Raw genomic sequence first — 12,488 nt, 5'->3', positions numbered from 1 at the left:
AACCTGCGCTTGCATCTGGTGCGCCGATGCCGGGAACATCGAATCGACCGGCGGCTTCGAATAGAGGGCAGCGCCCGCTGAGGGTTGCCATCGGGCCCCTACAGCAATCATGCGAAGACCGCCAGCAGACCCAAGGAACAGTCCGGCCGATGACCAGCATCCTGCAGATTTCCGACACTCACTTCGGCACCGAACAGCCGCATGTCGTCGAGGCGCTCGAACGGCACGTGCGCGAGCATGCGGTCGACCTGTTGGTGTTTTCCGGCGACATCACCCAGCGCGCCCGTCGCAGCCAGTTCGCTGCCGCCGAGGCCTTTGTCCGCCGTCTCGAAGGCTATGGCGTGCCGCGCACGTTGGTCATACCCGGCAACCACGATATCCCGCTGTACAACCTGTTCGCTCGCTTTCTGACGCCGTATCGCAACTATCGCCGGCACTTCGGCAATGAGCTCGAGCCGGTGTTCGAAAATGACGACGCCCTGGTGATCGGGCTCAATACCACCCACCCAAGGCGCCACAAGGATGGCGCGATCACCGCCGCGCAGCGAGCCGCAGTGACCCGCCGTCTGCAGGCGACCTCTGCCAAGAAGCTGCGCATCGTCGTCGCCCACCAGCCCTTCGGCGCCATGCTGCCGAGCGACCTGCGCAACCTGCAGCATGGCGCAGCAGATGCGCTGCAGGGCTGGGCCGACTGTGGTCTGGATCTGGTGATGGGCGGGCACATTCATCTGCCCTACGTGCTGCCGCTGTCCAAGCAGTATCCCGCGCTGTCTCGGGAGATCTGGATGGTTCAGGCCGGGACGACGCTATCCTCGCGCCTGCGCGGCACCTCGCCCAACTCGTTCAACCGGCTGAAGCTGCACCCCGGCGAGGCCAAGAAAGTCTGCGTGGAGCGCTGGGACATGCTCGACGATCACTTCGTCCTCGGCTCGCACTTCAATCTGGGCTGGCCGTAGCCGCGACATCAAGGGTTGCGTGCCAGCGCGGGGTTGCCGAGCACGCGCTTGGCGCCAAGATAAGTCTTGTTCCAGTAGCGGTTGCCCAGGCTGTCGAGGCGAACGGTGCCGCCACTGGACGGCGCATGCACGAAACGGCCTTCGCCGACGTAGATTCCGGCGTGGCTGACGCGGCGCCCGCCACTGGTGGCGAAGAACACCAGATCGCCGGCCTGCAGCGCCTCACGCCGTACATTCGCGCCCTGGGCCTGACTCATCTGCTGCGTCGTTCGCGGCAGAGCGAGGCCGGCGGCATCACGATAGACGTAGCCGATCAGCCCGCTGCAATCGAACCCGCTGTCCGGCGTGTTGCCGCCATAACGATAAGGCGTACCGACGAGCCCCAGCGCACGAAACAGCACGTCATTGGCAGCGGTAGCGGAAACGGGTTCAGGCAGTACGCCGCTGGACTCGAGGACAGGGCTGCGACCGGCGCAGGCGGTCAGCAGCGCGGCCAGAAGAATGATCGTGAGGCGAGCCGGAAGGGGCATGGCAGAGCGATCCTGGCAAATGAGCCATCACTCTGCCGGCACCGCTGGATCGGTGCAACCCCATGCAAGGGAAAATGGCTCAGCGGTGAACGGTAGCGCTCGGCAGATCAGGCGCCAGCGCGAGCACGCGCTTGGCTTCCAGGTAACTGCTGCGCCAGTACTTGTCGTCCAGGCTGTCTACCCGTACGCCGCCACTGCGACGACTGGCGGAATGAATGAAGCGATCGTCACCGATATAGATACCGGCGTGGCTGACGCGCCCCCGACCGCGATTGTTGAAGAACACCACGTCGCCAGGTTCGAGCTCGTCGCGCTTGACCAAGGGTGCGTCGAGATTGATCAGTTCGCGCGTGGAGCGCGGCAGTTCGAGGCCCGCTTCCTTGCGAAAAACGAAGTTGACGAAGCCGCTGCAGTCGAAACCGGTCTTGGCCGACGTGCCACCGTAACGGTAGGGCGTGCCCATCAGTGAAAAGCCAAGCTCGATCACGCTGTCGGCCAGCTGCGGCAACTGATAGCCACCGTCGGCATGCAGTTCGCCAGGCGAAGCCTGTTCGGCATGCACCGGGGCGAAGATGGCGTCGAAGTCGATTTCGGTGCTGGCAGAGCCACGCGCCGAAACGCTGGGCTGCGCGGGTTCGGGCTGAAGCTGCTGGCCGGCGCAGGCCGACAGCAGTGCGATGAGTGCGAAAGGCACGAGGGGTGCGAAGCGTGAGCGCATGGGCACGACCGTGTCTGGAAATTGGAATCGCGCGACTATGCCGCCTATCGGAGCGATAAGCAAATTTCATTGGTCCAATTGTGACGAATGAACTGCGACAAATCGTCTAGCGCCGCTACCCCAGCAGCGCTCGAGCCAGAATCCAATAGCCCAGCGCGCACAGGCCCCAGGCCGGCAGCGGCCCGAGGCCCCAACGCACCGGGCGGTTGGTCGGAACGAACCCGACGCCATGAACGAAGCCCGCCGAGATGCCCCACATCACCAGCAGCAGTTGCGGATGGCTATAGCCACCCTGGCCATCGAGCATCGCGGCCGGATGGATCAGCAGCAACAGCGCCAGCGGGCTGGCCAGCAGCAAGGACAGCGTGCGCGCGGCCGGCCGGTACACGAATGCTGACTCAGCGCCGGGCGTGTTCATCATTCGCCGGTGCATCGAGGTCCTGGGTAGCCTCCAGCCAGAGCGCGTTGATGATGCCGAAGCTGCAGGCCAGCAACACGCCAAGAATCCAGGTGAAGTACCACATCGTTCATTCTCCTTGGCCCGGATGGGCACCGGTGAAGCAGGCAGCGCCGTACAAGCCGGAAATACCGCGCGAGGACAGCCGTTGCCCACCCGCTTGAATTAAGGACGGCGCAGGTGCGCCGCGAACCGGCGTTGCGCAAACGCCGGGTATCTCAATACAGGCCATGCGGATTGGCTTCGATGGTCTGCTGGTTGATCCGCCCCCACATCCGCACATAGCTCCAGAGCGTGTAGCAGAGGATCAGTGGCACGAAGATGCACGCCACCACAAACATGATCCCCAAGGTCTTGTGGCTCGACACCGCGTCCCACAAGGTCAGGCTCGATGCCGGGTCCAGGCTCGACGGGAAAACGAACGGAAACAGCGCGAACCCGGCAGTGCAGATGCTGCCGACGATCATCAGGCTGGTGCCGAGAAAACTTACGCCACCGTGGTTGCGGGTCGAGCCAAGCAGTGCCAGCAAGGCACCGACCACGCCGGCGATGGGCGCGATGAGGGTCAGCGGATAGCGACCGTAGTTGGCCAACCAGCCGACATTGTCCTGCGCCACCTGCTTGTCCAGCAGCGGATTGAGCGCCGCGCCCGGGTCACTCACCGACAGCTGGCTGAAGCCCTGAATGCCCAGCGCCAGCCAGGCACCCGCGGCGAGGAAGCCGAGCAGAAACACCAGTGCGCACAACCGCGTCGCCTGGCGCGAGCGCTCGCCCAGTGCGCCATCGGTGCGAAGCATCAGCCAGGCACCGCCGTGAGCGCAGAGCATGCTCAGGCTGACGATGCCACAGAGCAGCGCAAACGGATTGAGCAACGCAAAGAACGAGCCCTGGTAGGTCGAGCGCATCAGCTCGTCGAGCTGGAACGGCAGCCCGATAAACAGGTTGCCGAAGGCCACGCCGAACACCAGCGCCGGCACCGCACCACCGACGAACAGCGCCCAGTCCCAGGCATTGCGCCAGCGCGGGTCTTCGACCTTGCTGCGATAGTCGAAGCCCACCGGCCGGCAGAACAGCGCGAACAGCACCAGCAACATGGCCCAGTACAGCCCGGAGAACGCCACCGCATAGACCATCGGCCAGGCGGCGAACAGCGCGCCACCGGCGGTGATGAACCACACCTGGTTGCCGTCCCAGTGCGGCGCAATCGTATTGATCGCCGCGCGCCGCTCGTTGTCGGTCTTGCCGACGAAGGGCATCAGCGCCATGGCGCCCATGTCGAAGCCATCGGTCAGGGCGAAGCCGATCAGGAGCACACCGATCAGCACCCACCATACGAGTTTGAGCACTTCGTAATCGAACATCTTCGTTACCTCACACGGTGGTAGGTTCGGTGGGGGCATCCTTTGCGACAGGCCTCGCAATCGCCTCAGGCGATTTCGGCGCCTGGCCGGCTGCGGCCTGCCCACGTTCGAAGTGGTAACGCCCGGTATGCAGGCTGCTGGGGCCGAGGCGTGCAAAGCGGATCATCAGAAACATTTCCACCACCAACAGCAGGCTGTAGAAGCCCACCAGGGCGATCAATGAGCCCCAGATGTCGCCCGCAGCCAGCGTCGAGGTGGACAGATGCGTCGGCAACACCTCGCCGATCGACCAGGGCTGGCGGCCGTGCTCGGCCACATACCAGCCGGTCTGCGCGGCAATCCAAGGCAACGGCAGGCTGAACAGCGCGAAACGCAATAGCCAGGGCTTGCTTTCCGCATCCCGCTTGATCGAGGCCCAGCTGGCGAGGGCGAATAGCAGCAGCATCAGGAAGCCCGAGGCGACCATCACACGGAACGTCCAGAACAGACTGAACACGTCAGGGATGGTATCGAGCGCGGCCTGCTTGATCTGCTCATCGGTGGCGTCCACCACATCGGCGGTGTACTTCTTCAGCAGCAGGCCGTAGCCAAGGTCGCCCTTGACCTCGTTGAATGCGGCAATCGCCTCGGCTGACTTGTCACCGCCACGCAGCCGTTGCAGCCGCTCGTAGGCCAGGATGCCGTTGCGAATGCGCCGCTCGTGGTCGGCGATCAGATCCTTGATGCCGGTGACCTGCTCGTCCAGCGAACGGGTTGCGATCAGCCCGAGCACATAGGGAATCTTCACCGCGTAGTCGGTGCGCTGGGCATCCTGATTCGGCAGACCGAACAAGGTGAAGCCGGCCGGCGCCGGGTGGGTCTCCCACTCGGCCTCGATGGCCGCCAGCTTGACCTTCTGCACGTCACCGATCTCGTAGCCGGATTCATCGCCGAGGATGATCACCGAGATCGTCGACGCCAGGCCGAACACCGCGGCGATGGCGAACGAACGACGAGCGAAGCCCAGGTCGCGTTTCTTCAACAGATAGAAGGAAGAAATCGCCAGCACGAAGATCGCCCCGGTGACATAACCGGCCGACACCGTGTGAACGAACTTGACCTGCGCCACCGGGTTGAACAGCAATGCGCCGAAATCCACCAACTCCATGCGCATGGTTTCGAAGTTGAACTCCGAGCCCACCGGGTTCTGCATCCAACCGTTGGCGATGAGAATCCACAGCGCCGACAGGTTCGAACCGAGCGCCACCAGCCAGGTCACCGCCAGGTGCTGCACCTTGGAAAGACGGTCCCAGCCGAAGAAGAACAGCCCGATGAAGGTCGATTCGAGGAAGAACGCCATCAACCCTTCGATCGCCAGCGGCGCACCGAAGATGTCGCCGACATAGTGGCTGTAGTAGGCCCAATTGGTGCCGAACTGGAACTCCATGGTCAGCCCGGTAGTGACGCCCAGGGCGAAGTTGATGCCGAACAGCTTGCCCCAGAACTTGACCATGTCCTGGTACACCTGCTTGCCGGTCATTACATAGACCGACTCCATGATGGCGAGCAGGAACGCCAGCCCGAGCGTCAGCGGCACGAACAGAAAGTGGTACATCGCCGTCATGGCGAACTGCAGACGGGATAGATCGACAACGCTTTCCGAGATCATCTCGGCCCTCCCTCGAAGTTCTGGCTTCGTGATTCAAGCAAGTGCTCGGCCACGCGTGCCGAACCGTTATGCGGAATGCTGGGCGCATCGAACCAGATGATTTTTATGCTTGTAAGAATGGCGAGCTTGACCAGCAGGATGATGACGACATCGCGTCGCAGGGATGACTTGAACATGCCTCTTGCTCCTTCAACGCGTCGCGTCGCCGCTGCGCCCGGCGAGCCGATGCGCAGTCTGCGATTGACGGCCCCCGATGGGGCGAGGGCCTTGACCGGCCATGGCTGCCCGGCTCAATCGCCTTGCCTCGCGCCTTGCCGTGGAATGCTCCGGCACCAGACGGGCGCAGTGTCCGGCGCAGGCGAAACGGCAACAATTGCGACAGCCTGCCGCAGGCCCTGCGCACTCGTGCGGAGCCGACCGCACAAGCGTAGATGCCGGGCCGGCGAAGGCAGCCAGACAACCCGCGGCAAAACTGCGCCAGATCAACGCGGCCGCCAGATAGCCCGGCCGGTGTCGACCGAGCCTGCCGCCGCCCACGGGAAAGCGCACGCCACAGAGCCGCCCTGCTGCGGCAGGCTGTCGCATCACGACACCTGCAGCCAGCGGCGGAACGCCGTCGCGCCCGTGCTGGACAACGGACACCAGGCGAAATCCCAGGGCAACGGCGGCAGCTCCTCGGCCTCGGCAGCCGGCTGACGACCGCCCAGCCGCAGTCGCGGCTTCCAGTCGTAGACGCACGGCCCGCCCTGCCAACCAAGCACGACGCCTAGCGCCGGGCTTTCATCGCTGCTGACCCAGCGCGCCGCCGCCGCCACCAGCATCGCGTCGACCAGTTCGTCGTCGACCCGGCTGCCGTAGGGCGAACCCAGCAACCAGCGGCAGACGTTGAGGTGAAGGGTCCAATCGAGCGCCAGCTGTCGCCCGTAGGCCCAGGTCATGAACTGGCGAAACAGGTTCAGCCCGTCGGGCGGGTCCAGTTTGAGCAAACCGGGGCATACGTCGAACAGTGCATGCCAATACGGCAGTAGCCTGGCATCCAGATGCACGAAGCTACGTGCATGGCTGGGGAAATCCGGAAACGGCAGGCGATAGGCTGCGCGGCCTTCGGCCCGGGCAAATCTTTCCATCGCGGTCATGTTGTTTCTCCTGAGTGAGCCACGCCGAGCGCGGCACGACAAACCGGCAGCCGAAGCCGCCGGAGACCGGGCAAGGTTCAGGAGCGAATCAGGGTGCGCGAGGATTCAGCGACGGCCAATGCGCACGCGGCGTGCGCAAGGGTCCGTCTGCGGCCCGCAACCGTTGCCTGGCGGGGCGGCCGAGCCAGCCCAGGCACAGCAGAAGAGCGCCGAGCAGCAGCAGCGAACTGCACAGCGGGCAATCGAACGGCATGTCGGCCGACTCATGCGCCTGCCCGAGGCTAAGCGCCGCATCGGCGCCGGGCGCATCGGGGTCTGACAGGCACAACGCCGGGCCACCCAGCGCCAGGCGAAAACCGATGTGAGTGGCATGTTCCAGCGCGCAGGCATAGGCGTTCGCGAGGATGAGGATCAGCAACATCCAGGCGAGCAGGCTGCGGTTTTTCTTGACGCTGGTCATGTTTGAACTCTATGCCCGCCACCGCAACGGCGAAACGAGGCAAAGCGTCGCAGCATCGCCGCAGGAGCGGGCGATCAATGATTCACGGTGAACGCCAGCATCGCCGAGAGCTGGCAGAGCGAACGGCCACTCTGCTCCTGCCAACGGTTGAAGGCGGCCTGCACCGTAGCCAGATCGCGCTGGCTGGTGGGGGCCTTGTCGATGATTTCCTGAGCCTTGAGTGCGGCGACCACATCGTTGCTGGGAACGAAGGTGTCCTTGCCGACCATGCGCAGCAGGCGCGGCGCGGAGAGCCCGCCCAATTGGCTGCCCTGCCTGGCCAGATAGCGCCACAGGCCGACGATGTTGGTGCCCGGCCAATCGGCGATCAGATTGCCGAAACTGCCCTTGTCCCGCGCCACGTCGAGTACGAACTGGGCGTTGCGTGGCACGCTCTTCAACTTGCCGAGATGACGGATCAGTTCGGCGTTCTGCATCAGACGCTCGATGTGCTCGCCGCCCATCAGCACGACCTTGTCCGGCTGGAAACCAAAGAACGCCTTTTCGAACGCCGGCCACTTGGCGTCGACCAGGCTGTGTTTCAGGCCGGCGCGAAAGATGCGCAGGGCGATCAACGACAGGTAGCGGTCGTCCGGCAGCGCGCGCAACTCTTCGGCAGTGCGCGGCTGCGGCAGCCGTGCCTCCAGCGCGGCGGCCGAGCCGAAGCGGTTGAGGCAGTATTCGTGCAGCCACTGGTAATCATGCATGGGCGGGCCTTTCGGTTGAGCAAACGACGGCAAAGGGTGCCGAGGATGACGACCGGCCGCAAGCACGGCCGACACCCAACTGACCGCGGCTGCGATCAAGCCACGCCGCTGTGCAGCTTGGGCCCTCCTGCTGACGAAGGCGCAGGGTGGAAAGCACGCACGGCGATCTTTCCACAGCGAGCCACCGACAGGGCCCGAGCCGGAGGCTTTCTGCCAGCACATCCTTGCCCGGCGGAGCCGGTAGATGGCTGCGGCCATCGGCCCTACGGCACAGAACGGACATCTCGCGCAGCGATCTCCGCCACGCGCCCGGCCAGGCCCGGGGCAGAGAACCGTACCGCCGCCATCCGCACATTCACCATCCGCCGCCCGCGCATCTCAGCTGCGCAACGCCTCGGCGGTCTCGCGCAGCAGCCGCTCGGTGCCAGTCCAGCCCAGGCAGCCATCGGTGATCGACACGCCGTAACGCAGCTCGCCGGACAGCGGCTGGCAACCATCGAACAGATTGCTCTCGAGCATCACGCCGCGCAGGCTGACATCGCCGGCCAGCCGCTGCTCGACAACCTCTGTCAGCACGGCCGGCTGGCGCAGGGGGTCCTTGCCACTGTTTGCGTGGCTGCAATCGACCACCAGCCGCGCGGCAATCCCCTGCTTGGCCAGCGCTGCCCGGGCCTGGGCCAGGCTCGCGGCATCGTGATTCGGCCCGCGATGGCCGCCGCGTAGAACGAGATGCGTGTCGGGGTTGCCGTGGGTTTCCAGCAGCGCCGGGTGGCCCAGCGCGTCGATGCCGAAATGCCGATGGGGATGCGCGGCCGAGCGCATCGCATCGCAAGCGATGGTCAGGCTGCCGTCGGTGCCGTTCTTGAAGCCCACCGGCAAGTCCAGCCCGCTGACCAGCTCGCGGTGGATCTGCGACTCGCTGGTGCGCGCGCCGATCGCGGCCCAGCCAAGCAGATCGTCGAAGTAACTGGCCGCCATCGGTTGCAGCAGCTCGGTGGCCAACGGCAGTCCGGCTTCGAGGATGTCCAGCATCAATCGACGCGACAGGCGCAAGCCCTCGGCCATGTCGCCGCGGCCGTCCAGATGCGGATCGTAGAGCAGGCCTTTCCAGCCCACGGTGGTGCGTGGCTTCTCCACATAGGCGCGCATGACCAGCAGCAGCTGGTCGCTCAGCTCCGGTGCCAGCGCGGCGAGACGTTCGGCGTATTCCAGCGCGGCGACGGGGTCATGCAGGGAACAGGGGCCGACGACGACCAACAGGCGTGGGTCGCGGCCATCGAGCACGGCGCGGATGGCGTTGCGATCGGCGTGTACACGTGCGGCAAGCGCGTCCGATAGGGGCAGGCGCTGACGCAGGACGGCGGGGCTGGGCAAGGGTTGAGCACTACGGCGGGCGGCGCCAGCCTGGCTGGGACTGGGCTCGATGAGGCTCTGGGCGGTAGCGGTGGTATGCATGATCTGGCGATTCCTTCGGCCGGCGCGGTTTCCCGCGTCGGCGCTAGTCGAGTGTTCGGTCGTGAGGTTTGAGCGCGGCGGCGGTGAAGCGGCTAAATCGCCAGTCGTAGCGGTAGTAACGGTCGGTGCGGTAAGTGGTCATGGCTCATTTCCTCGTTGCATTGGCCGTGGTGGCCGGAAAAAACAAAACCCCCGGTCGGGTTGCCGACCGGGGGTTTCTTGGAAAACGTCTCTGGTGGCGACCCTGCTTGCTAGGCCGCCTGTGGGGTATCAGGCGCGCCTATGGCTAAACCAATACCCAAAGAAGTAATAGACCGCAGCCGCAATCTGCCCACGAACGAGCGCAGCGCACATGGCACCGGCATCGACAACGTGAACGGCTACGGGTTTCAGGGACATGCTGATCTCCAGACGATGGCCGAACCATACTCCGCCGGGCGTGCGGCTTTCAACCCGCCTGGCGAAGAAGCTTGCTAGGGGGGGGCTTCATACGTAGGGTGGGCTTCAGCCCACCGCGGCAGCCCGTGGACGCTAATGGCGGGCTGAAGCCCGCCCTACGCCCGCTTCCGGCGCCCGGCCTACAGGCTCATCACCTCGACGAAGCGCGGCGTGGCGTTGTCGTCGATGCGCAGGCTCTTGAAGTCGAACAGGTTGCGATCGGCCAGCTGCGACGGCACCACGTTCTGCAACGCGCGGAACATGATCTCGGTGCGCCCCGGCGACTTGCGCTCCCACTCCTGCAACATTTCCTTGACCACCTGACGCTGCAGGTTCTCCTGCGAGCCGCAGAGGTTGCAGGGGATGATCGGGAATGCCTTGATCTTCGCGTAGGCCTCGATATCGGCCTCGCTGCAATAGGCCAGCGGGCGGATCACCACGTTGCGGCCATCGTCGGAAAGCAGCTTGGGTGGCATGGCCTTGAGCGTGCCGCCGTAGAACATGTTGAGGAAAAAGGTCTCGAGGATGTCGTCGCGGTGGTGCCCGAGCGCCATCTTGGTCGCGCCGATCTCGTCGGCGAAGGTGTACAGCGTGCCACGGCGCAGGCGCGAGCACAGCGAGCAGGTGGTCTTGCCTTCCGGGATCTTCTCCTTGACCACCGAGTAGGTGTCCTTCTCGATGATGTGGTACTCGACCCCCAGCGCCTTCAGGTACTCGGGCAGGACATGCTCGGGAAAGCCCGGCTGCTTCTGGTCCATGTTTACCGCCACCACCTCGAAGCGGATCGGCGCGACCTTCTGCAGATAGAGCAGCACGTCGAGCATGGTGTAGCTGTCCTTGCCGCCGGACAGGCAGACCATGACCTTGTCGCCGTCCTCGATCATGTTGAAATCGGTGATGGCTTCGCCGGCCAGGCGGCGAATGCGCTTCTGCAGCTTGTTCTGGTTGACCGAAAGGGTGCCCATGGTGGATGTCCGGAGGAATGCAAAGCCGCGCATTTTACGCGCAAAGCACGCATCGCCCCAGCCCGACCGTCACCCTCGGCTGTGACGCCGCGCCACACGCTGACGTTGCCCGCGTGCTAGGGTCCTCGCATGAACGATGACCTCTGCCCTTCCCTCGACCTGCCCGAGCAGCTGCTCGTGCTCCTGCGCGAGCAGCCGCACGGCTTGAGCGAATACGAGCTGATCCAGCGGCTCAAGCAGCGGCACAGCACGCACGTGCCGAACCTGCCGCTGGCCGACAAACTGGTGCTCTTCAGGACACATTTCCTGGTATTCAATGCGCTCTATCTGCTGCGCGACCGCCTGGGCGAAGCCGGCATCGCCCATCTGTCGATCAGCCCCATGGCGATCCGCCTGCTGCCCTATAACAGCGGCGAAGCGGCGCTCGCCGAACGCGATCCATTGCGCGACTACTATCTGGACCTACGCAACCTGCGCGACACCGACGAAGACGATGTCGAGCGATTACTGGCCAGCTTCTGGACGCGCATGCAGGGCAGTGACGAAAAGCAGGCGGCGCTGGAGCTGTTCGAGCTCGACCGCGTCGCCGAGCCGGTGACCGCACTGATGATCAAACAGCGCTACAGGCAACTGGTCAGCCTGCATCACCCCGACCGAGGCGGCAGTACGGAGCGGCTGCAGTCGATCAACCTGGCGCTGGAAATTCTGGAGCGCTATTACCGCTGAGCGCATAGCTTCCATTCGCTCTAATCCGCTGGTCTGCAAGCGCGGGCCGCACTCCTATACTGCGGCATAAGGTCGCAGCCAAAAGCCACGGCACAAGGCAAACCAGGCGAGCGGCCTCACCACCATTGAGGAGACGCCGGCATGATCAATCACGTATGGGGCCTTTTCGCCCACCCCGGTCAGGAGTGGCAGTCGATTCGCGGAGAGGAAGAAACCGTCAGCCACATGTACCTGACTCACGTGCTGCTGCTCGCCGCCATCCCGGCGGTATCAGGCTTCATCGGCGCGACGCAGGTCGGCTGGAGCATCGGCGGCGGCGAGCCCGTCAAGCTCACGCAGGCCAGCTGTATGCAACTGGCGGTGATGTCCTACCTGGCCATGCTTGCCGGCGTCGCGGTGATGGGCGCTTTCATCCACTGGATGGCGCGGACCTACGACGCCAACCCGACCCTGACCCAGTGCATCGTGTTCGCCGCCTATACCGCCACGCCGCTGTTCGTCGGCGGGCTTGCCGGGCTGTATCCGCACATCTGGGTCGCACTGACAGTCGGTACCGCGGCGGTCTGCTACACGGCCTACCTGCTCTACGTCGGGCTGCCGAAATTCATGAACATCCCCAGCGATGAGGGCTTCATGTTCTCCAGCTCGGTGCTGGCGGTTGGCCTGGTGGTGCTGGTCGCCATCATCGCCACCTCGGTGATCGTCTGGGGCATGGGCATGGGCCCGGTCTACGTGCGCTAAACATCAGCGGGCCGGGACCTGCGGCCCGCTTCACCGATCTCTGCGCCAGGGGCCGCCCCTTTGCGGCGGAAACCCTTGGCGCATCTGCCGTTCTAAACAGGAACGCCAGCCGACGCGCAGCGCTCGGCGGGGCCTTTCCAGGCAGATGGAG

General features: G+C 64.7%; 15 protein-coding genes. 3 read left to right on the top strand and 12 right to left on the bottom strand.

The genetic code is table 11. The annotated features are described in order from the left end of the window. The first annotated feature begins 149 nt into the window (after positions 1 to 149). Positions 150 to 956: a metallophosphoesterase family protein gene (locus AC0KXH_RS06480; RefSeq protein ID WP_041106300.1), complete on the top strand. Its 807-nt coding sequence runs from the start codon at positions 150 to 152 to the stop codon at positions 954 to 956. 8 nt (positions 957 to 964) lie between these two features. On the opposite strand, the gene AC0KXH_RS06475 is transcribed toward AC0KXH_RS06480, so the two are convergent. The 12 genes from AC0KXH_RS06475 to ttcA form a co-directional block, all read right to left on the bottom strand. Continuing rightward, the gene (locus AC0KXH_RS06475; RefSeq protein ID WP_312570438.1) at positions 965 to 1,486 is read right to left on the bottom strand and encodes a C40 family peptidase; all 522 of its coding nucleotides are present in this window, start codon (positions 1,484 to 1,486) and stop codon (positions 965 to 967) included. 79 nt (positions 1,487 to 1,565) lie between these two features. Further along, positions 1,566 to 2,204 carry a C40 family peptidase gene (locus AC0KXH_RS06470; protein WP_041106304.1) on the bottom strand — a complete coding sequence of 213 codons (639 nt, stop codon included), beginning with the start codon at positions 2,202 to 2,204 and terminating at the stop codon, positions 1,566 to 1,568. 115 nt (positions 2,205 to 2,319) lie between these two features. After that, positions 2,320 to 2,622, bottom strand: coding sequence for a cyd operon YbgE family protein (locus AC0KXH_RS06465; protein WP_041106307.1), 303 nt, complete (start codon positions 2,620 to 2,622; stop codon positions 2,320 to 2,322). After that, positions 2,603 to 2,728 (bottom strand): cytochrome bd-I oxidase subunit CydX, encoded by a 126-nt coding sequence (gene cydX, locus AC0KXH_RS06460; protein WP_041106309.1) that lies wholly within the window; start codon positions 2,726 to 2,728, stop codon positions 2,603 to 2,605. Before cydX ends, AC0KXH_RS06465 begins: the two co-directional genes overlap by 20 nt. A 151-nt stretch (positions 2,729 to 2,879) precedes the next feature. Beyond that, entirely contained in the window at positions 2,880 to 4,022 is a 1,143-nt protein-coding gene (gene cydB / locus AC0KXH_RS06455; RefSeq protein WP_224109645.1) for a cytochrome d ubiquinol oxidase subunit II, read from the bottom strand. A 10-nt stretch (positions 4,023 to 4,032) separates the two neighbouring features. After that, a complete protein-coding gene (locus AC0KXH_RS06450; protein WP_043219205.1) occupies positions 4,033 to 5,670 on the bottom strand; it encodes a cytochrome ubiquinol oxidase subunit I in 1,638 nt (545 codons plus the stop codon). Beyond that, the gene (gene cydP, locus AC0KXH_RS06445) at positions 5,667 to 5,846 is read right to left on the bottom strand and encodes a cytochrome oxidase putative small subunit CydP (RefSeq protein WP_041106314.1); all 180 of its coding nucleotides are present in this window, start codon (positions 5,844 to 5,846) and stop codon (positions 5,667 to 5,669) included. The genes AC0KXH_RS06450 and cydP overlap by 4 nt, the downstream gene beginning before the upstream one ends. A gap of 408 nt (positions 5,847 to 6,254) precedes the next feature. Continuing rightward, positions 6,255 to 6,806, bottom strand: a complete 552-nt coding sequence (locus tag AC0KXH_RS06440) for a putative natural product biosynthesis protein (RefSeq protein WP_041106316.1) — start codon at positions 6,804 to 6,806, stop codon at positions 6,255 to 6,257. Positions 6,807 to 6,894: 88 nt separating this feature from the next. Continuing rightward, on the bottom strand, positions 6,895 to 7,266 hold the full coding sequence (locus AC0KXH_RS06435) for a DUF2946 family protein (RefSeq protein WP_041106318.1): 372 nt from the start codon (positions 7,264 to 7,266) through the stop codon (positions 6,895 to 6,897). A 74-nt stretch (positions 7,267 to 7,340) separates the two neighbouring features. Beyond that, complete coding sequence (locus tag AC0KXH_RS06430) at positions 7,341 to 8,012, bottom strand: DNA-3-methyladenine glycosylase I (protein ID WP_212543131.1); 672 nt, start codon at positions 8,010 to 8,012, stop codon at positions 7,341 to 7,343. A gap of 378 nt (positions 8,013 to 8,390) precedes the next feature. Further along, positions 8,391 to 9,467 carry a 3-deoxy-7-phosphoheptulonate synthase gene (locus tag AC0KXH_RS06425; protein WP_488224373.1) on the bottom strand — a complete coding sequence of 359 codons (1,077 nt, stop codon included), beginning with the start codon at positions 9,465 to 9,467 and terminating at the stop codon, positions 8,391 to 8,393. 578 nt (positions 9,468 to 10,045) lie between these two features. Continuing rightward, complete coding sequence (gene ttcA / locus AC0KXH_RS06420; RefSeq protein ID WP_488224372.1) at positions 10,046 to 10,870, bottom strand: tRNA 2-thiocytidine(32) synthetase TtcA; 825 nt, start codon at positions 10,868 to 10,870, stop codon at positions 10,046 to 10,048. Between the two features lie 129 nt (positions 10,871 to 10,999). On the opposite strand from ttcA, the gene AC0KXH_RS06415 reads away from it, so the two are divergent. Both AC0KXH_RS06415 and AC0KXH_RS06410 read left to right on the top strand, forming a co-directional pair. After that, positions 11,000 to 11,596, top strand: coding sequence for a DNA-J related domain-containing protein (locus AC0KXH_RS06415; RefSeq protein ID WP_165563718.1), 597 nt, complete (start codon positions 11,000 to 11,002; stop codon positions 11,594 to 11,596). Positions 11,597 to 11,737: 141 nt separating this feature from the next. After that, positions 11,738 to 12,337, top strand: coding sequence for a Yip1 family protein (locus AC0KXH_RS06410; protein ID WP_061338541.1), 600 nt, complete (start codon positions 11,738 to 11,740; stop codon positions 12,335 to 12,337). Positions 12,338 to 12,488 lie beyond the last annotated feature (151 nt).

This window comes from Stutzerimonas sp. CXK-1, from assembly GCF_057738225.1.
The sequence above is the reverse complement of the archived record's forward strand: the minus strand, read 5'-3'. Positions and strand labels throughout refer to the sequence as shown.

Excerpts from the sequence above, each read along its gene's own strand:
- AC0KXH_RS06430 (WP_212543131.1), bottom strand. The coding sequence starts at position 8,012 with ATGCATGATTACCAGTGGCTGCACGAATACTGCCTCAACCGCTTCGGC.
- AC0KXH_RS06425 (WP_488224373.1), bottom strand. The coding sequence starts at position 9,467 with ATGCATACCACCGCTACCGCCCAGAGCCTCATCGAGCCCAGTCCCAGC.
- AC0KXH_RS06465 (WP_041106307.1), bottom strand. The coding sequence starts at position 2,622 with ATGAACACGCCCGGCGCTGAGTCAGCATTCGTGTACCGGCCGGCCGCG.
- AC0KXH_RS06410 (WP_061338541.1), top strand. The coding sequence starts at position 11,738 with ATGATCAATCACGTATGGGGCCTTTTCGCCCACCCCGGTCAGGAGTGG.
- AC0KXH_RS06450 (WP_043219205.1), bottom strand. The coding sequence starts at position 5,670 with ATGATCTCGGAAAGCGTTGTCGATCTATCCCGTCTGCAGTTCGCCATG.
- AC0KXH_RS06415 (WP_165563718.1), top strand. The coding sequence starts at position 11,000 with ATGAACGATGACCTCTGCCCTTCCCTCGACCTGCCCGAGCAGCTGCTC.
- cydX (WP_041106309.1), bottom strand. The coding sequence starts at position 2,728 with ATGTGGTACTTCACCTGGATTCTTGGCGTGTTGCTGGCCTGCAGCTTC.
- cydB (WP_224109645.1), bottom strand. The coding sequence starts at position 4,022 with ATGTTCGATTACGAAGTGCTCAAACTCGTATGGTGGGTGCTGATCGGT.
- ttcA (WP_488224372.1), bottom strand. The coding sequence starts at position 10,870 with ATGGGCACCCTTTCGGTCAACCAGAACAAGCTGCAGAAGCGCATTCGC.
- AC0KXH_RS06440 (WP_041106316.1), bottom strand. The coding sequence starts at position 6,806 with ATGACCGCGATGGAAAGATTTGCCCGGGCCGAAGGCCGCGCAGCCTAT.
- AC0KXH_RS06435 (WP_041106318.1), bottom strand. The coding sequence starts at position 7,266 with ATGACCAGCGTCAAGAAAAACCGCAGCCTGCTCGCCTGGATGTTGCTG.
- AC0KXH_RS06475 (WP_312570438.1), bottom strand. The coding sequence starts at position 1,486 with ATGCCCCTTCCGGCTCGCCTCACGATCATTCTTCTGGCCGCGCTGCTG.
- AC0KXH_RS06480 (WP_041106300.1), top strand. The coding sequence starts at position 150 with ATGACCAGCATCCTGCAGATTTCCGACACTCACTTCGGCACCGAACAG.
- AC0KXH_RS06470 (WP_041106304.1), bottom strand. The coding sequence starts at position 2,204 with ATGCGCTCACGCTTCGCACCCCTCGTGCCTTTCGCACTCATCGCACTG.
- cydP (WP_041106314.1), bottom strand. The coding sequence starts at position 5,846 with ATGTTCAAGTCATCCCTGCGACGCGATGTCGTCATCATCCTGCTGGTC.